Annotated in this window: 18 protein-coding genes and 1 tRNA gene; 7 read left to right on the forward strand and 12 right to left on the reverse strand. The window is 57.3% G+C overall.

The window, feature by feature from the left end; genetic code table 11:
- The first annotated feature begins 45 nt into the window (after positions 1 to 45).
- On the forward strand, positions 46 to 1,920 hold the full coding sequence (locus ACR0AY_RS13865) for an amidohydrolase family protein (RefSeq protein ID WP_170514103.1): 1,875 nt from the start codon (positions 46 to 48) through the stop codon (positions 1,918 to 1,920).
- 18 nt (positions 1,921 to 1,938) lie between these two features.
- Here the strand turns inward: ACR0AY_RS13865 and ACR0AY_RS13870 are convergent.
- A tRNA-Val gene (locus ACR0AY_RS13870) sits at positions 1,939 to 2,014 on the reverse strand.
- Between the two features lie 409 nt (positions 2,015 to 2,423).
- On the opposite strand from ACR0AY_RS13870, the gene modA reads away from it, so the two are divergent.
- Genes modA through modC form a run of 3 tightly spaced genes read left to right on the forward strand, consistent with a single transcriptional unit; the run spans position 2,424 to position 4,973 of the window.
- Positions 2,424 to 3,188 (forward strand): molybdate ABC transporter substrate-binding protein, encoded by a 765-nt coding sequence (gene modA / locus ACR0AY_RS13875; protein WP_170514106.1) that lies wholly within the window; start codon positions 2,424 to 2,426, stop codon positions 3,186 to 3,188.
- 4 nt (positions 3,189 to 3,192) lie between these two features.
- Positions 3,193 to 3,885 (forward strand): molybdate ABC transporter permease subunit, encoded by a 693-nt coding sequence (modB, locus tag ACR0AY_RS13880; protein ID WP_170423885.1) that lies wholly within the window; start codon positions 3,193 to 3,195, stop codon positions 3,883 to 3,885.
- Positions 3,882 to 4,973 carry a molybdenum ABC transporter ATP-binding protein gene (modC, locus tag ACR0AY_RS13885; RefSeq protein ID WP_170514107.1) on the forward strand — a complete coding sequence of 364 codons (1,092 nt, stop codon included), beginning with the start codon at positions 3,882 to 3,884 and terminating at the stop codon, positions 4,971 to 4,973. The genes modB and modC overlap by 4 nt, the downstream gene beginning before the upstream one ends.
- A 3-nt stretch (positions 4,974 to 4,976) precedes the next feature.
- On the opposite strand, the gene ACR0AY_RS13890 is transcribed toward modC, so the two are convergent.
- Positions 4,977 to 5,900, reverse strand: coding sequence for a Hint domain-containing protein (locus ACR0AY_RS13890; protein ID WP_170514111.1), 924 nt, complete (start codon positions 5,898 to 5,900; stop codon positions 4,977 to 4,979).
- Positions 5,897 to 6,409: a toxin-activating lysine-acyltransferase gene (locus ACR0AY_RS13895; RefSeq protein ID WP_170408881.1), complete on the reverse strand. Its 513-nt coding sequence runs from the start codon at positions 6,407 to 6,409 to the stop codon at positions 5,897 to 5,899. The genes ACR0AY_RS13890 and ACR0AY_RS13895 overlap by 4 nt, the downstream gene beginning before the upstream one ends.
- A gap of 188 nt (positions 6,410 to 6,597) precedes the next feature.
- Here ACR0AY_RS13895 and ACR0AY_RS13900 point away from each other — a divergent pair, with 188 nt between their 5' ends.
- A complete protein-coding gene (locus ACR0AY_RS13900) occupies positions 6,598 to 7,014 on the forward strand; it encodes a hypothetical protein (protein ID WP_170396038.1) in 417 nt (138 codons plus the stop codon).
- Between the two features lie 3 nt (positions 7,015 to 7,017).
- Here the strand turns inward: ACR0AY_RS13900 and hemF are convergent, their stop codons facing one another.
- From hemF to clpS, 4 genes are read right to left on the reverse strand one after another with little or no spacing between them, the layout of a single operon-like run.
- Positions 7,018 to 7,902: an oxygen-dependent coproporphyrinogen oxidase gene (gene hemF, locus ACR0AY_RS13905; RefSeq protein WP_170514113.1), complete on the reverse strand. Its 885-nt coding sequence runs from the start codon at positions 7,900 to 7,902 to the stop codon at positions 7,018 to 7,020.
- 5 nt (positions 7,903 to 7,907) lie between these two features.
- Positions 7,908 to 8,708, reverse strand: a complete 801-nt coding sequence (locus ACR0AY_RS13910; RefSeq protein ID WP_170408883.1) for an SDR family NAD(P)-dependent oxidoreductase — start codon at positions 8,706 to 8,708, stop codon at positions 7,908 to 7,910.
- Positions 8,709 to 8,745: 37 nt separating this feature from the next.
- Positions 8,746 to 9,708, reverse strand: a complete 963-nt coding sequence (locus tag ACR0AY_RS13915) for a class I SAM-dependent methyltransferase (protein WP_170514115.1) — start codon at positions 9,706 to 9,708, stop codon at positions 8,746 to 8,748.
- A gap of 9 nt (positions 9,709 to 9,717) precedes the next feature.
- Positions 9,718 to 10,059, reverse strand: coding sequence for an ATP-dependent Clp protease adapter ClpS (gene clpS / locus ACR0AY_RS13920; protein ID WP_170396046.1), 342 nt, complete (start codon positions 10,057 to 10,059; stop codon positions 9,718 to 9,720).
- 94 nt (positions 10,060 to 10,153) lie between these two features.
- Here clpS and ACR0AY_RS13925 point away from each other — a divergent pair, with 94 nt between their 5' ends.
- Positions 10,154 to 10,855, forward strand: coding sequence for an HAD family hydrolase (locus ACR0AY_RS13925; protein ID WP_170514118.1), 702 nt, complete (start codon positions 10,154 to 10,156; stop codon positions 10,853 to 10,855).
- Between the two features lie 281 nt (positions 10,856 to 11,136).
- Positions 11,137 to 12,507: a D-alanyl-D-alanine carboxypeptidase family protein gene (locus ACR0AY_RS13930; RefSeq protein ID WP_170396050.1), complete on the forward strand. Its 1,371-nt coding sequence runs from the start codon at positions 11,137 to 11,139 to the stop codon at positions 12,505 to 12,507.
- Between the two features lie 66 nt (positions 12,508 to 12,573).
- Here the strand turns inward: ACR0AY_RS13930 and ACR0AY_RS13935 are convergent, their stop codons facing one another.
- The 5 genes from ACR0AY_RS13935 to ACR0AY_RS13955 form a co-directional block, all read right to left on the reverse strand.
- Positions 12,574 to 13,821, reverse strand: a complete 1,248-nt coding sequence (locus tag ACR0AY_RS13935) for a hypothetical protein (protein WP_170514121.1) — start codon at positions 13,819 to 13,821, stop codon at positions 12,574 to 12,576.
- Positions 13,822 to 13,951: 130 nt separating this feature from the next.
- Positions 13,952 to 14,713, reverse strand: coding sequence for a 5-oxoprolinase subunit PxpA (locus ACR0AY_RS13940; RefSeq protein WP_170514124.1), 762 nt, complete (start codon positions 14,711 to 14,713; stop codon positions 13,952 to 13,954).
- Positions 14,714 to 14,725: 12 nt separating this feature from the next.
- A complete protein-coding gene (locus tag ACR0AY_RS13945; RefSeq protein WP_170514127.1) occupies positions 14,726 to 15,721 on the reverse strand; it encodes a 5-oxoprolinase subunit C family protein in 996 nt (331 codons plus the stop codon).
- Positions 15,718 to 16,467: a 5-oxoprolinase subunit B family protein gene (locus tag ACR0AY_RS13950; RefSeq protein WP_170514130.1), complete on the reverse strand. Its 750-nt coding sequence runs from the start codon at positions 16,465 to 16,467 to the stop codon at positions 15,718 to 15,720. Before ACR0AY_RS13950 ends, ACR0AY_RS13945 begins: the two co-directional genes overlap by 4 nt.
- A 294-nt stretch (positions 16,468 to 16,761) precedes the next feature.
- Positions 16,762 to 16,946, reverse strand: a 185-nt coding sequence (locus ACR0AY_RS13955) for a hypothetical protein (protein WP_480439327.1), incomplete at its 5' end; no start/stop codon positions are given.

Raw genomic sequence — 16,946 nt, forward strand, 5'->3', positions numbered from 1 at the left:
ATAACAAAACATTCAGTTTTGTCGATAAAAAGGGAGGATCCATCCATGCGTACCTTGTTTCTGGCGGGCACGTTGTCTGTTTTTTCGACACTAGGCGCCGCGCAGACTTACGACATCGTCATTCTCAACGGTCGGGTCATGGACCCGGAAACCGGGTTCGACCAGATTGCTAACGTTGGAATAAGCAACGGATGGATCACTGCGATCACCGACGAAGATATTAACGGCAGCCAGTCCATCGATGCGACAGGGCACGTTGTGGCACCCGGATTTATCGACCTTGAGCAACACGGGTTGGACCCTTGGGGTATTAAAGTAAACCTTAGGGATGGCGTCACAACTCAAATGGATTTTGAGGTCGGAGCCGCTAACATTGATGAATGGTATGAAGCACGAGAGGGCTCAACGCAGGCAAATTATGGCACGGTGGTTGGACAAGAATTCGCACGGATGCGGGTCCATGACGGGCTCGTGCTTGAAGGTGGAGATATAGACTTCCGGAACTTCTTCGCACTGAGGGCACAATCTGTGGAAGACGGCGTCGAGGGGTGGTCTTCTGTACCAAGCAACCGTGAGCAGATGAACGAAATCACTGCCCAGCTGGATGAGGGACTACGTCTTGGAGCACTCGGTGTGGGATCGACCATCGGTTACGCCCGCGAAGGTATTACCACCTATGAGATGTTCGAAGCACAGCGGGCTGCGGCGCGTTACGGTAGACTGACTTCCGTCCATCACCGATTTCATCCCAGTGCTTCGACGCCGACAGAAACACAGACGGGTGTAAATGAAATCTTGGTCAATGCGATGGTGCTTGGTGCCCCGCTGCACATTCATCATGACAATGATTATGGGTGGTGGGAAAATCAGGAAAAGCTCCAGATGGCCCGCGACCAAGGCTACAACGTCTGGTCCAGCTACTATCCCTGGACCGCCGGATCGGGAAACTACGGAGCCTCGATCATCGCCCCCGAAAATTGGGAAGGTTCGATGGGGTACAAATACGAAGACACCATCTTTGATCCCCAACTCGATCGCTTCGTTACAAAAGACGAGTTTTTGAGCTTCGCTGAGAATGAACCGGGACGGACGGCAATTGTTTTTAGCCCGCCAAGGGAGCAATGGCTGAATGATTGGATTACTATCGCAGGCTATGGCATCTCGGGCGACGGTATGGCCGGGCTAGACATCGAGGGCAACTTGATGAATTGGGATGCTCCCTACGAAGATTATGCCGGGCATCCTCGGTCAGCAGGCAGCCACGCGCTTGTCTTGAGACTGGCTCGCGAAGCGAATGTGCCGCTTATGCTCACACTCACTCAGCTAAGTTACATCCATGCGAAGCGATTAGGTGACTCAGGTTTGCGAGCAATGCAGGTGCGTGGGCGTATGCAGGAAGGCATGGTCGCGGACATCACGATTTTCGACCCGGAATCTGTGACCGAAAAGGCGAACTATACTCTCGGTCAGCAAGGTCTTCCGTCAGAAGGCTTTCCGTACGTGCTCGTTAACGGAACCCTTGTTGTTAACAACAGTGAAGTTCAGCGGGATATTTATGCCGGACAGCCGATCCGGTTTCCAGTCGAGGACAGCGGACGTTTCGTTCCGGCTGGTCGCGAGCAGATCATGGGTATTCTCACGCCGGATACCGGCACGGCCCGTCCAACACTGCTCGATGATATCACTAATAGTGAAGCCAATATCGCACCTGTTGATCCACCAACTAATCAGTTTGCATCGATAGAGCCCACCGACCCCTTTGATTGGTTTACTCCTCGCAACGGTCTAGATGACGGTGCCCTGTTCTTTTGCGTCGTGCATGCTCGCTTCGAGGATCGTGCAACGGTAAATCGTGATTATGCGAAGGCCATGATGTCTAAAACGGGCGGATTTAGAGGTGCTAGTCGCGTTAGACCTTGATCCATTGTGGGGAAAGGATGGTGGGTGATGAGAGACTCGAACTCCCGACATCTTCGGTGTAAACGAAGCGCTCTACCAACTGAGCTAATCACCCGTGAGGGCTCATGTAGCTAAGCCCGTGCGTGGGTGCAAGAGGGTATGGCACAATTTCTTTTGCAAAATTGCGCAAGGTTTCAGATCAGCGTTTAGGCAACTGGGCGCGGTTACCAATCGAGCAAACTCATGTGTCATATCGTGGTTGAATAGCGAACGTGCGGATATCGCTGTTCAGGCGAGGCGGATCAGACACGTTGTTTAGCGATTGAGCGCTCTACCTCGGGAGTTTCCGGTTTTAGAGAAGCGCGACAGCATATTGATCTTGGGTTGGGCGATTCTCGTTTTCCATCGAATTCTGAGTTCAATATGGGCCGTAGCTTTGGTTGTAAGGCCAAAGGGCCTTGCCTGCCATGTGTTGCCTCCGATATGCCCAGAGGGATTGCAACCCTCTGATCCGGAGGCAAAGAATGACGGGCGCCTGTCGCAGTCTGATCGCAGCTTTGGCCTTCTGCGCGATACTCGCTGCCCCGGTTCGGGCCGAGGGCGTGCTGGTATTTGCCGCCGCCAGCCTCAAGACCGCACTGGACGGGATTGCCAGAAGTTATGAGGCTGAGACCGGGCAAGAGGTGACGGTGTCGTACGCGGCCTCCTCGGTGCTGGCGCGGCAGATACAAGCGGGGGCGCCCGCCGATCTGTTCATTTCGGCCAACGAGGATTGGATGGACGTGCTGCAGGATGAGGGCCTGATCGATACCGCTTCACGTATTGAGTTGCTGGGTAACGGTCTGGTTTTGATTGGTGCGCCGGGGGCTGACACGGCCGAGATTGAGGCGGGGTTTGACCTGAGCACCCGTCTAGGCAGTGGGTATCTGGCCATGGCTTTGGTCGATGCGGTGCCTGCGGGCATCTATGGCAAGGCCGCGTTACAGGGTCTGGGACTCTGGGGCGATGTTCAGGACCGGATTGCCCAGACGGACAATGTTCGTGCCGCGCTGGCGCTGGTTGCGACGGGGGCGGCGCCTTTGGGGATCGTCTATCGCTCGGACGCTGTGGCTGATGAGCGGGTCGGGGTCATCGGTGTCATCCCTGCGGATGTCCATCCGAAAATTGTGTATCCGGCAGCCCTGACTTCTACTGCAGAACCTTCGGCGCAAGCGCTTTTGACCTATTTGCAAGGCAATTCCGCACGGGCCGAATTTATGAGGCAGGGGTTCTCCCTGCCCGAAGGGTAGTACGATGGGATGGTTGGGCCCGGCAGAGATGGAGGCATTGCGCCTGTCGCTGCGCGTATCGTTCTGGGCAACGCTGATCACGTTGCCCTTTGGGATTTTCATTGCCTATGCGCTTGCGCGCTGGCGGTTTCCGGGGCGCCAGTTGCTGAATGGTCTGGTTCATCTGCCTCTGATCCTGCCGCCGGTGGTGACCGGCTATCTGCTGCTGCTGACCTTTGGGATTCAGGGGCCGTTGGGCGCGCCTTTGGCCGAGCTTGGGATCGTTTTTGCTTTCCGATGGACCGGCGCTGCGCTGGCTGCCGGGATCATGGCTTTTCCGCTGATGGTGCGCGCGATCCGGCTGTCGATCGAGGCAGTAGACCCAAAACTGGAACAGGCAGGCGCCACTTTGGGGGCGTCGCGTCTGCTGGTCTTTGGAACGGTGACGCTGCCGATGATCCTGCCTGGGGTCATTGCGGGCGCGATCCTGGCGTTTGCCAAGGCGATGGGAGAGTTCGGGGCCACGATCACCTTTGTTTCGAACATACCCGGTCAGACGCAGACGTTGCCCTCGGCAGTCTATGCGTTTTTGCAGGTTCCAGGGGGTGAGGCGGCGGCGACTCGGTTGGTGATCATCTCGATCATCGTCGCTATGGGCGCGCTTTTGCTGTCGGAATATGTGGGCCGTCGTGTGGCCAAACGCGTGGCCGGATCATGAGCCTGTCCGTCCGCCTGCAACACCAGCTGCCCGGGATGAAGCTGGACCTCGATTTCGACGCACCTTCCGGTGTAACGGTTCTGTTTGGGCGTTCTGGTTCGGGAAAGACGACGGTGGTGAATGCAGTCGCGGGGCTACTGAGACCCGAGGCCGGGCGGGTCGCGGTTGGCGATTGGGTGTTGTTCGACACGGATCGCGGTGCGTGGCTGCCGCCACATAGACGGCGCTTGGGCTATATCTTTCAGGAAGGCCGTCTGTTCCCGCATCTGACCGTACGCCAGAACCTGAATTATGGTCGCTGGTTTGCACCGCGCGGGGCACGACGCGAAAACCCGGATCGGGTGATCGAGATGTTGGGTGTTGGCCATCTGCTGGACCGCCGCCCAGCGATGCTATCGGGGGGTGAGAAACAGCGCGTCGCCATTGGCCGCGCCCTGCTGGCTAGCCCGCGCCTGATCCTTGCGGATGAGCCTCTGGCCGCGCTCGACGACGCGCGAAAGGCTGAAATCCTGCCCTATTTCGAACGGTTGCGGGACGAGGTATCAGTCCCGATACTCTATGTGACCCATTCGGCGGCCGAGGTTGCCCGGCTTGCAACGTCCGTGGTCGCGCTGCAGGACGGGCGTGTCGTGCGGCATGGTCCCGCGTCCGATGTTCTGTCGGACCCATCCGTGGCCCCTGCAGGCGTGCGCGCGGTGGGGGCCGTTCTGCGGGTCCGTGTTACGGCGCATCACGACGATGGCCTATCCGAACTTGATGCCGGTGGCGCTCGTCTTTACCTGCCTCGGATTGCCCATCAAATCGGCGAAGAGCTGCGTATTCGTGTTCCGGCGCAAGAGGTGATCCTGTCCAATAGACCACCCGAGGGTCTTTCAGCCTTGAATGTGTTGTCGGGGCAGGTCGAGGCGATCCGGGCAGGTGAGGGGCCCGGTGCAATCGTGTCGGTCAAAACAACTGCGGGTGTTGTGCTGGCGCGCGTGACCCGACGCTCGGTCGCGGCGCTGGGTTTGCAGCAGGGCAGTACATGCTATGCGGTGATCAAGACCGTCGCGCTGGCTCCACAGGATGTCGGGGGGCGGGTTGTCTAGGACCTAGGCAAGCGCACGCGCCTCATGTTCGCGCAGGATCAGCCGCGCAGCAAGGCCGAATCCGATATGTTCGTCCGAGGCGCGCTCGGGGAATATCTCGGCGAGTTCCTGCAGCGCGTCAGAAGACAGCGTGTGGAGGGTTTCTTCACCCAGAAACAGGCTTTCGGCCTGAGCCCCTTCGGCAAACAAAATCTCGTGCCTGTCCAGCAGGATATGCAGGTATTCGACCGGCTCATCACCGGTATCAATATCTATTCCCGGCCACGAGCACAGATGTTTGGCGGCGACCAACACTTCGGGCGCGCCAAACAGAATCTCGACCTTGGGGCCGCGGATCAGGAGGCGATGCTGTTGAGACACCAGTAAGTCGCAGGATGGAACACCAGGTCCCAGACTACCTGCGGTCACTCGCACCGGGCGCATCGCAGGATTTGCGCGCAACCGCTCGGGCGACAAGGTGCTGCTTTCGATCCAGCGGATCGGCTGTATTCCGTGATCGGCAGTCAACACGTCGTCATCGACGCGCAGGGTCTCAATCGCGCGCTGGCCTTCCGCCGTTTCAATTAGAGTGCCTGCTGTGAAGCATACGCCTTCGATAGTGATATCAATGATCTGGGTCTGGGTTCCACTGAAGGTGAAGAAACCATTGGCGAAATTGGCGGTGACCGTCACCTCGAACGAGTCCAATTGGATTTCTCCGTCATCGAGGCTATCGAAGAAGGCCGGGTCGACGGTATAGGTCCATGTACCGTTCGCATCTATTGAGGCGGTGCCGAAATCCGGTTGATCGGAGATTGCCCAGGTGGCCCCGGTGAAGGTTCCGAAATCCGATGTTGCGGTGACATCGAGGTCACCCGAAGCGACATTCGGAGGAAAGCCGGTCACGTCGCCCGTGATATCGCCTGATATGGTTACAACCGAACTCATCCGTTTTCCTGCTCAAGCGTTCTGGCAAATTCGGCGTCGCGGTAAAGGCGCATATGCACCTGTTGCTGGTCATCGCGTGTCCATTCGACGATACGTTTTGTGGATAGGTCGCTGCTGAGGCGATTGGTGCGCACGCGTGGGTGCGGGATGTCCCGTTTCAGCATGTCGACAATCTGACGAGTTTGGCCGAAGGGTGCCACCATATCGATGATCCAGAAGGATGAGCCACTGGCGAAATCGACATCTCTCAGCGGCTCTTCCTTCACCGCATAGCGATATTCGGCTTCCGGGCTGAGACCGGCAAATGTCACGAATCCGCGCGGAAAGCCGTTTTGGCGGAAGATGTGATACTGGCCCAATCTCAGCGGCGTTTCGAACGCATAGAGAACCTGTGCCAAACTGCGGTTACGATGCGTTTTGGTCAGGGCAGCCAGATAAAATAACGCACCGAAGTCGGCGTATTTTTCACCTGAAAGATCGAACCAGTCTTTGGGAAATGACTTTTCCACGGGCCACTCTGGAAACTGCTGATGCTGAGATCATAGCGCACCACATATTCAAAGAAAGAATTTTCACTCAAGCTGATGTGTTACGGGTTGAGTTAGACCTGAGGCCCGGTTTGACTATATTGATTCGTATAGGCTGGTTGGTCCCACGTCGTCTCAGCCGTGATCGCGTTTTTCATAGGGTGTTTTATATGCGTTTTCTTACATGCCTCTCTTTGACAGCCATCATACTGGCCCCCACCATTGCGCAGTCTCAGGGCGTTGGTTTTGGCTATAAACTTAGACCGCAGTTCAGAACCCAGATCACGCCGCTAAAGGATGGAACCTACGAAGTGAAGCCTGTCGGTGGATCCTCGGCTGCGGTCACCTATTGGTGTGGAATTGGGGATTATGCAGTTCGCACATTGGGAGTTTCAAACTCGCAGCGGATTTATGTTTCCAAAGCTTACGAGAAAGGTGTTCGCACAGTGCAGTTTTCGCTAACCCCACCGCCCGGCGCGGATACCAATCCAGGATATTCTTTGACCGTCAACAGGGTGGGTGAGAACCTGTCCGCCGCTTCGGCGCAAAACTACTGCTTTGATAATTCCATCGATATGGGGTTTTAGCGGTCAGACCCATTTGGCCAAGGGCGGCAGACTCATCAGAACAGCATCGGGGTCGTGCCCGGTTTCCAGACCAAACTTGGTGCCCCGGTCATAGACCAGATTGTATTCGGCATAGAGCCCACGATGCACCAGCTGGGTGTTTTTGTCCGCGTCGTCAAAGCTTTGCACCCGGCGTTTTTCGACCAGAGGCAGAAAGGCGGGCAGGAAGGCGCGACCGATGTCCTGCGTCAGCGCAAAATCCGCCTGCCAGTCGCCGGTGCAATAGTCATCCATGAAGATCCCGCCGACACCCCGAGCGCGCTTTCGGTGGGGGATATAAAAATACTCGTCAGCCCAATCTTTGAGGCGCGGGTAGTGGCCGGGTCCGTGCGGGTCGAGATGCGCTTTTTGGGTGGCGTGGAAATGGGCGGTGTCGTCGTCATATTCGATGCAGGGATTCAGGTCGGAGCCGCCGCCGAACCACCAGGCATGTGGGGTCCAGAACATCCGGGTGTTCATATGGACCGCAGGCACATGCGGGTTCTGCATATGGGCCACAAGGCTGATGCCCGAAGCCCAGAACCGGGGGTCGTCCTTCATCCCCGGAATACCCTTGCGCGCAGCCATCGCGTTTTGCGCGCGCTCACCCAGCGTACCAAAGACGGTTGAGACATTAACGCCCACCTTCTCGAACACGCGGCCCCCGCGCATCACCGACATCAGCCCGCCGCCCGCGTCGGAGCCATCGTCAGACTGCCGTTTAGTTTCTTTGACTTCGAACCTTCCCGGCTGAGAATCCGAAACGGGGCCTGAGGTGTGGCTGTCTTCCAACGCTTCGAAGGCGGTTACAATGTCATCTCGCAACTGGCGGAACCAGGCAGAGGCGGTGGCTTTTTCTTTATCGAACATTGGGATCAGTGGGCCGGGGCTGCGACAGGGTCCAGCAGGGTGCGGCCTCCGTCAATGGTTAGAATTTGGCCTGTCATGAAGCCCGCAGCGTCCGACGCGAGAAATTGCGCGGTTTCGACCAGTTCGTTCGGAGCGGCAATCCGGGAAAGCGGAGTATGTTTTTCGATGTCGTCCCGGAAATCTCGGTTTTCTTTCAGCGTTGACTGCAATGAAGCGCTCATGACCGATCCTAGTGCGATGGAGTTTACGCGAATGCGGCTGGGCGCAAGTGCAACCGCCAACGAACGGGTCATCTGATCCAGCGCAGCGGTCGAAACGGAATAGGCCATCAGATCGGGATGGGTGCGGCGTGCGGCAATCGAGGACAGGTTGATGATTGACCCGGCAGGGTTCTCATCGTCTCCATCAGCCTGTTTGATAAATCGCTTAGCCACTAGTTGGCTCAGTCGCAGCGCGGGCATCAGGTTCTGGTTCAGCAATGTGCGCACGGAATCGTCATCGGTGTCCAGCGGGTCCGACGGGATCACCTGCCGCGCACCATTGATCAGGATATCAACCTGATCAAACGCATCCAGCGTGGCCGAAAGCAGATTGGCGATGGTCAACTTTTCACGCAGGTCACCGGCGAAATAACGGATGTTGCTGTCATCCGCCTGTTCGCCCAGCTCATCGGACAGGCGCTTTTCATCCATATCGGCGAACATGACATTGGCGCCTGCATCGGCAAAGTGCCGTCCGATGGCCAGTCCAATGCCGTTGGCACCCCCGGTGACGATTGCGGTCTTGCCCGCGATGGAAAAGGACATGCGAATCCTCCTGAGTTCTGGCGCAGGTTAGCGGGCCTCAGCCCCGAGGGCGAGAGGCATGGAACACCTTGAAGCGGTTGTCTCCTGCCACTTCGTCAACACGGTCGAAAGCCTCGGCCAGCGTGGCCTCGTAAGGCAGGTGGCGATTTGCAACCATCCAGAGTTGACCGTTGCGGGTGAGGTTGCGTGCGGCACTGGTGATAAAGCCCTGGCCCAATGTCGGGTCGGCGCTGCGCGCGGTGTGAAAGGGCGGATTCATGATCACCATGTCCAGCGGCTCGGGCGTGCTCCATTTGGTGGCGTCGGCCCAGTGGAACTGCGCACGGGGGTCGGTGACGTTGGCGCGGGCGCAAGTAAGGGCGGTGTGGTCGGCCTCAACCAGATGCAGGCTGCGCAAGGTGTCGTCGATCAGCCTTGCGGACAGAAAGCCCCAACCTGCACCCAGATCAGCGATGCGCGTGCCGCGCTTGGTTGGCAGAGACTTCAGCAGCAGGGCCGAGGCAGGATCGATACCATCGGCGGAAAACACACCGGGCGCGGTATGGAAGCCGTCAACCATTTGGTTTTCAGGCGCAGCCCAGTCGGCAAAGGCGTCCGCAACAGACTGAAACCAGAAAATCTTGCCATGTGCCTTCGAGATTGGACCCTCGATCGCGACCCGCTTGCGGATGTCTTTCAGCAAACTGTCGACGCCATCGGTTTTGGCCCCGTCCACCACGATGACCCCGCTGGCGCGGCTGCAGGCCTGATGGATCAGCGCCCGGGCCAGCGCCTTGGCGCGCGGTAGAAACACGACTGCATCCTGGCAAGGCGCGTCACTATTGGGCGTAGCGACAAAGCCCTGCGTGGCAAAATGATCGTGGAACGGTTTGAAAGGCTGCACCACCTGCGCCTCGCGCGGAAGGTCTGACAAATCGTGGTCCGGGGTAGGCGCCAAAACAGTCAGCGGTTGCGACAGGGTGAGCCCGCTGTTCAAGGCTAGATCAAGGCGAGAGGACATGGCCGTGCGTTATTCTTCGCGTTCCATGGTGCATTGCAGCGGGTGCTGATGCCTGCGCGCGAAATCCATGACTTGCCCGACCTTGGTCTCGGCAATCTCATGGCTGAACACGCCAACCACGGCGACACCTTTCTTGTGTACGGTCAGCATGATTTCAAACGCTTGCGCATGGGTCATGCCGAAGAACCGTTCCAGCACATGCACCACGAACTCCATCGGTGTGTAATCGTCATTCAGCAACAACACCTTATACAGCGGCGGCCGCTTGGTCTTGGGGCGCGTTTGCACCAGGACCGACGTGTCGTCGTCTTCGTCGTCCTTTTCAGACATGATCCACTGGTGTTTGCGCATTGCTGTAAGAGAATCTCGATTAACACTACGAATTGTTTCCCGGCTTATATAACGTCACGGTGGCCAGAGAAAAGAGCAACCGGACGGAAATGCGATGCGGGACAAGCTGACAACAATCGGGTTCGATGCAGACGATACCCTTTGGCATAACGAGCGTTTCTTCCAGCTGACTCAGGCATATTTTGCCGAATTGCTGGCCGATCACGCCGATCACGATCACCTGATGGAACGTCTACTTGCCGCCGAAAAGCGCAACATCCAGCGCTATGGGTATGGCATCAAGGGCTTTACCCTGTCGATGATCGAGACAGCGATTGAGGTGACGGAAGATCGCGTACCGGCGCGCGTCATCCGCCAACTTGTTGAAGCGGGGCAGGAGATGCTGGCACATCCCATCGAACTGCTCCCCCATGCGCGCGAGGCCATCGAGGCGGTAGCCGAGACGCATAAGGTTCTGCTGATCACCAAGGGCGACCTGATCGATCAGGAGCGTAAGCTGGCGCAATCCGGATTGGGTGAGCTGTTTGATGGCGTCGAGATCGTGAGCGAAAAAACGGCCGCGACCTATGCGGAGATTTTTGACCAGTACGGTGATGGACCCGACGCTTCGATGATGATCGGAAACTCGATGCGTTCTGACGTGGTGGCCCCAATCGAAGCCGGGTGCTGGGGCGTGCATGTCCCGCACGGGTTGGTATGGGAGGTCGAGCAGGCCGAGGTCCCAACTTCCAACCCACGGTTCCGCGAGTTGAAGGATTTGGGTGATCTTTCAGCTTTGATTGATCAGATTTCCTGACCTGTTGCCGTTTGACATCAGTCACAAAAAATTCGATGACACGGCTTGCCTGAAATTCGGCACAATCGCCGGTATGGTGTTCGGGCGCGCATTAAACACCATATGTAGCGTGAATCTGATTGTGTATATGATCCACTCAAACGCAGCTTTCAGTTTCTTTAAACCCGTCCCTGTGTTAGCCTGAAGAATATCAAAATAAAAATTGCTGACCGGGAAAACCCGGCGGCGCGAGGCAGACAGAGGCAAAGATCGTGCAGATTCGGCGGACAGTTCCGGCCCGAATGGGCTTATTACTTATAGCATTTCTGTGGCTGCTTTCATTTGCACCACTTCAGGGCATGGCGGCCCCTTACGCGGCCATGGTGATCGACGCACGCACCGGAGAAGTGCTGCATTCCCGCAATGCCGACACGCGGTTGCATCCGGCATCTCTGACCAAGATGATGACGCTGTATATTGCGTTTGAGGCCGTGCGGAATGGTGAGATCACGTTGGACACTCAGGTGCGCATCACCAAGGCTGCAGCGGCTGAGCCGCCCTCGAAGCTGGGTTTGCGCACTGGGCAGCGAATCGCGTTTCGCTATCTGATCCGGGCGGCGGCGGTGAAATCCGCCAATGACGCGGCAACCGCGATCGGCATCGCCCTCAGCGGGTCCGAGGCGGCGTTTGCTCGTCGCATGACCCGCACCGCCAAAGCGATGGGGATGAGCCGGACCACCTTCAAGAATGCCCATGGTTTGACCGAGTCGGGGCATTTGTCGACCGCGCGGGATATGACCACGCTGGGCCGTCATCTGCTGTATGATTACCCGCAGTACTACAATCTGTTCTCGCGCCAATCGACGAATGCCGGGATCAAGACTGTACCGAACACCAACCGCCGCCTTTTGGCAGCCTATCGGGGCGCCGATGGGATCAAGACCGGCTATACCCGCGCTGCAGGGTTTAATCTGGTTGCTTCGGCCAAGCGCAAGGATGAACGTATCATCGCGACCGTCTTCGGTGGCAAATCAGGTGCATCGCGCAACGCCCGGGTGGCCGAGCTTTTGGATATGGGTTTCCGCCGTGCCCCCTCGCGTGCGCCAATCCGTAAGCCCGCCCGCCCGGCCTATGCAGGGAATGCAGGTCTGGGTAGCGCACAAGTGGTCGCCCAAGCGGGCCCGCCGAAAAAGAGCCTGCGCCCGGTGTTGCGCCCGGTGGCGAGCGAAACGGTTCAGGTCGCGGGGTCGGTCGCCGCAACGGCTGAAAAAGACAACACCCGGATTCAGGACGGTATCGCTGCTGCGATTGCAGCAGCAGACATAGCACCGTCGGATGGCGCCAAGCCTTCCGAAAACGTGGTGCTGGCCTCGGTCGAACCGGCCAAACAGCCCGAGCCTGAACCCGAAGTTGTGACCCGCTTGTCCACATCCGGCGGTCACCTTTGGGGCGTCAATGTTGGCCGCTACACCACACGGTATGAGGCCGAGAAGGTTCTGTTGAAAACTGCGCTGTCGGAAATGACCACTTTGGAAGGCACTTTGCGTAAGGTGAACCAAAGCTCGCGTGGGTTTGACGCGACATTTCAGGGCATGACCCGCGAGCAGGCTGATCTGGCCTGTCGTCGGTTACAGGCGCGCAATGTCACGTGTTTCATGATCGGGCCGTCATAAGACCCGGCATTCTCTCCTGGATGGGCCTGGGCTGCGATGATCTCGCAGCCCATTTTTTATGGCAAATCAATCGAAGACGTGGCCGTGCTTATACTGTTCATCTTGCCCGGCCGCCGCAGTTAAGGCTGCAACGTTATCCTTGGTGAAGAAACCGTCGTAGTGATGACAACGTTCGATGTATTCGGTGATCAGCAGCGTGTGTTTCGAGTGCTTTGAGAAGATCTGTTTCAGGTTCGGATCATCTTTGCATTCCCCGACCACATGGGCCAGGAACGGAACGCCCTTGTCTTTAAGAGTGTTGACCACGAAATCGACATTTTTCTCACCCGCGCCATGGTCGCCGTCCTGGATTTCAACCGCCATGTGGTGCAAGCGTCGTCCGAAATTACGCACGAAATCCTCGGTTGGCATCGGCAATTGCTCGAAAGAGTTCACGAATGAAGGCGTGTTGTTTGCAGTAAAGACTTTGGCAGGGGATTTCTTGTCGTCATCCACATTGGCATTGCGATTTACATTGGTCGACGAGTTCATGTCGAAGATGTTGTACGCCCCCCAGAAGTAATAAGGCACCATGGTCAGAAATTCGAGGATTGCGTCCTCACGTTCCCCGGCCAGAATGCGTGTCGCCAGATGGTCGATCCCCAGCATCAGTGGTGAGATATTGCTTTCGGTCCCAAAAGCGGCGGCCTGATCCAGCTTGACCTGTTCCGCATCACTCAACAGCACACGGTCACCCAGTCCCAGACTGTCTGTGTCGTTGAAATCCAGCGTGGAATAGCCGACGCGATTGCACGTGAAATCCGATGGCGTCGTAAAGCGGTATCCTTCCAGCGTGTAGAACGGATTTTCTGTGTCCCCAGAATATTCGAACCGAATATTCTGATCCTCCAGCGTTCCAGTCAGCGCCTTCAAGTCGGTGGCACCGTAAATCTCACCTACATATCGCGTCTGCGGCTTACCGCGCGCCAGCGGGTACATACGATTGATACGCGGGATGAAATCCTCGAATGCCGGGCTGAGCGGAGCCATCAGGATCAGCGCCGGATAATCGGCATGCGAATGCATCACCGAGAACTTGTGTGTCTGTCCCAAATAGCTGGCGGTGTGGCGATAGGGGGTCATCACATAAAGCTCGACCAGCGTGTCAAACAGCGCATCTGTCTCGACCTGAATGACAATGGCCCGCATCGCACCGACTTGATCCGCAATGCCCGAGCTGATGCGGCGCTCGTAAATCCTGGGAAGATATTCGGTGAAGAAGTCCGAGTTCTTCTTGTCGCCCCTTGGCTGGTAGGACATCAGATCAAAAGACATAGGCTCACCTCCTTGCGGCGCGTTGCTTGGATTTGTGGTAGTCAGATCATGCACTTGCCATGTATGCTAGGCGCTAAGGCCTGCATGGGCAACAGTTTGGAGATGGGGTGCCAAAGTTACGTTGTTGTAACTAACGGATGAATTTTGTGACCTCGACTCCGCCCGCGATCAGGTTCTCGCGCACCGAGTGCGCGATCTGAACTGCCGTCGGGCCATCACCATGCAGGCAGATCGTATCGATTGAGGTCTCAAGGCGTTTGCCGGATTTGGTGATGATGGCGCCTTCCTTCACCATTTCCAGAATACGTGGTCCGGCCAGCGCCGGATCATGGATCACGGCTCCCGGCAGTGACCGATCCACCAAAGTGCCATCGTCATTATAGGCACGGTCGGCAAAAATCTCGCCCACCCATTTGCAGCCCAGCTCGCGCACCGCTTCTTCTTGTTTGGTGACCGCCAGCACCATGATGATGATGTCCGGGTCCACGTCCAATGCACCCTGATAACAGGCCCGCGCCATATCGATATCGACCGAACACATGTTGGCCAGCGCCCCGTGCAATTTCAGGTGCCGTACTTCAGTGCCCACCGCCTTGGCCATGCCGATTGCCGATCCCAGTTGATAGCGCACCAGATTGCGCAAACTGTCATGGGGCACTTTCATGTTTCGACGCCCAAATCCCTGCAGATCAGGAAAACCGGGATGCGCACCGATGCCCACACCGTTCTGGGCTGCCAGAGCCATGGTCTTGGCCATCACATCAGGGTCACCCGCATGAAAGCCACAGGCAATATTGGCCGAGGTGATGATCTTCAGAAGGCTTTCATCATCACCCATCTTCCACGGGCCAAAGCTTTCGCCCATATCGGCATTCAGATCGACGCTCGGCATCGCAATAACTCCTTATTCGGTGGCAGAGATCATTCCGCTGATCAGTTGGTAGGACAGGAGGTCCGGGATGTCATGCGGATCGCGGACCAATGGTTCAACACGGGCGGGCAGGCGGGCAAGGTCGGCCTTAAATGCGGCTTGCAGCGCGATGGCTTGTTCCAGTGTTACGAATTCCAAGCGCACCTCACCTCCCGCCGGGGTCTGTGCAGCGCGGGGCAGATCACAGGGCAGAACGGTTGCGATGCGCGGGTAACCTCCGGTGGTCTGGCACTCGGGCAGTAGGATGAAGGGCGCACCGGTGCCGGTCATCTGTATATCGCCGGGGGTTATGACTTCGGACAGTATGTTCAACTGACCCTTGGCCGCGAAGCCGTCACCTTCACTATCCAGCTGCATGCCCATCCGGTTGGCTCGGGCGCCGCGGCGGAATGTCGTTTGCGTAAACCGTGCCAGCGTCTCGTCATCGAACAGTGCAGTTTGAAAGCTGGCCACAACCCGCAACGTCCCACCTGAAAACCGATCCTCCGAACGCAGCTTCAGGCCGGTCTTGCCGGTTTCCGTCGAAGGCAGGTGATCACCCGCTTGAACAGCGCGCCCGATCCTTGCGGTCAGATGGGCCGCGCGTGAGCCGAGCGTCATGTCGGTCCCGATCCCGCCACCCAGATTCAGATACCCGTAACTGCCCTGCAGCACCGACCCGACTACCAGCCGCTGCCCAGCCTCCATCTGATGCGAGGCATTCCACAAGACGGGGCTGCCATCGATACTGGCCTGCATCGGTGCGCCGGTCAGCGCGATGGCGGTTGGTGCGGTTGCCTCAAACTCGCCACCCATCCCCGCCATTTCGAGGGCGGCGCTCGTTGGGGTGTTACCAAGCAACGCGGCCCCTTCATAAAGTGCCACTATATCTGCGGCACCCGAACGCGACAGGCCTTGATCCAGATACCCGGTGCGCCCTTGATCCTGAACCGTGCAAGCTGGGCCGATGCGATGGACGATCAGCGTCATGTCGTGATCTCCTCGCAACTCGCACCACCAGAGCCATCAGTGCAGGTTGTACGGATATCCTCAAGCTCCTCGCGCGAGACTGAGATGAACTGCATCTCATCACCGGGGTTGAGGGCAAAACTTTGCTCCATGTCCGGACGAAAGCAACGAAACGCGGTTTGTCCAACATGACGCCATCCGGTTGGGGTTGGCCCCGAGAACAGGACAAATTGCGAAATTGCCAAAACCAACGCCCCTTCAGGTACCATCGGCGTCAGCTCTTTCAGGCGTGGAATGTTGAATTCGGGTCCGAGTGGCCCGAGATAAGGTTGGCCCGGCGCAAATCCGATGGTTAAAACCCGCACACGCGATTGGCTGAGACGATCAATGGCGTCCGCTGGTGACAACCCTGCTGCCAATGCCGCGTCTTCTAGCTGTGGCGCAAGATCGGAACCGTAGACCGTCGGCACTTTCCAGAATCGTCGCCCCGCAGGCAAAGATGCAGCGTACCAATCGCGACTGACCAGCATAGCCCGCAGCAACTCTTCGATGTCCCGATGCGACAGGCTTAATGGATCAAACCTAATAAATGCAGATGCCAGCGAGGCCGAAGTCTCGAGCACGCCGTCAATCTGCTGCGCCTCGACTGCGCCCCGAAACGCCAGGGCGGCGCGGTTGGACGGCTCGGACATGGTTTGCGCAAAGGTCACCAACAGACCGTCAAATCCAACGGTTCGCAGCAAGGGAAACTTAATGTCATTCGTCATATCAAGGTCACAGGCGTATCGGGTTTGCTTTGAAAAGACCTGAGCCTATCCATAGACAATGCGCAAGGCCCTGTTAGACCAACTTGCATTGCGCCTGACGGCGCCGATATCGGGTGCGATTCCGGGATTGGAAATGAATCGCTGATTGCCGTCGAGTCGGTATAGTCTTGTGGGTGACTGTAGTGTTCTCACTATATGTTGGGTTTGAACCAACAAGCACTGAAACCTAGGCGGTATATCTGATGTGCTTGAAGGATGATTTTCGCCGATTTCTATGAGGTGAGTTTCATTCAACTATTTGAAATTATTGTATAAAAAATGAATTTGAAGTTTTTTGCGATATTCTTGAATTTTCCACTTGCGCGTTGAATGCGTAAGGCATAGAACGCCCTTCACCGGCGCTGCTGAGGTGCTGGGACGCGGTGGAAGCTGCGGAGACGCTCGGGAGAGACTGGGGGCATCTGAGGTTTTTGATTGGG

Source organism: Ruegeria sp. A5 (assembly GCF_056543005.1).

Excerpts from the sequence above, each read along its gene's own strand:
- clpS (WP_170396046.1), bottom strand. The coding sequence starts at position 10,059 with ATGCGCAAACACCAGTGGATCATGTCTGAAAAGGACGACGAAGACGAC.
- ACR0AY_RS13915 (WP_170514115.1), bottom strand. The coding sequence starts at position 9,708 with ATGTCCTCTCGCCTTGATCTAGCCTTGAACAGCGGGCTCACCCTGTCG.
- ACR0AY_RS13890 (WP_170514111.1), bottom strand. The coding sequence starts at position 5,900 with ATGAGTTCGGTTGTAACCATATCAGGCGATATCACGGGCGACGTGACC.
- ACR0AY_RS13910 (WP_170408883.1), bottom strand. The coding sequence starts at position 8,708 with ATGTCCTTTTCCATCGCGGGCAAGACCGCAATCGTCACCGGGGGTGCC.
- ACR0AY_RS13950 (WP_170514130.1), bottom strand. The coding sequence starts at position 16,467 with ATGACGAATGACATTAAGTTTCCCTTGCTGCGAACCGTTGGATTTGAC.
- ACR0AY_RS13900 (WP_170396038.1), top strand. The coding sequence starts at position 6,598 with ATGCGTTTTCTTACATGCCTCTCTTTGACAGCCATCATACTGGCCCCC.
- ACR0AY_RS13945 (WP_170514127.1), bottom strand. The coding sequence starts at position 15,721 with ATGACGCTGATCGTCCATCGCATCGGCCCAGCTTGCACGGTTCAGGAT.
- modB (WP_170423885.1), top strand. The coding sequence starts at position 3,193 with ATGGGATGGTTGGGCCCGGCAGAGATGGAGGCATTGCGCCTGTCGCTG.
- modC (WP_170514107.1), top strand. The coding sequence starts at position 3,882 with ATGAGCCTGTCCGTCCGCCTGCAACACCAGCTGCCCGGGATGAAGCTG.
- modA (WP_170514106.1), top strand. The coding sequence starts at position 2,424 with ATGACGGGCGCCTGTCGCAGTCTGATCGCAGCTTTGGCCTTCTGCGCG.
- hemF (WP_170514113.1), bottom strand. The coding sequence starts at position 7,902 with ATGTTCGATAAAGAAAAAGCCACCGCCTCTGCCTGGTTCCGCCAGTTG.
- ACR0AY_RS13930 (WP_170396050.1), top strand. The coding sequence starts at position 11,137 with ATGGGCTTATTACTTATAGCATTTCTGTGGCTGCTTTCATTTGCACCA.
- ACR0AY_RS13865 (WP_170514103.1), top strand. The coding sequence starts at position 46 with ATGCGTACCTTGTTTCTGGCGGGCACGTTGTCTGTTTTTTCGACACTA.
- ACR0AY_RS13925 (WP_170514118.1), top strand. The coding sequence starts at position 10,154 with ATGCGGGACAAGCTGACAACAATCGGGTTCGATGCAGACGATACCCTT.
- ACR0AY_RS13935 (WP_170514121.1), bottom strand. The coding sequence starts at position 13,821 with ATGTCTTTTGATCTGATGTCCTACCAGCCAAGGGGCGACAAGAAGAAC.
- ACR0AY_RS13940 (WP_170514124.1), bottom strand. The coding sequence starts at position 14,713 with ATGCCGAGCGTCGATCTGAATGCCGATATGGGCGAAAGCTTTGGCCCG.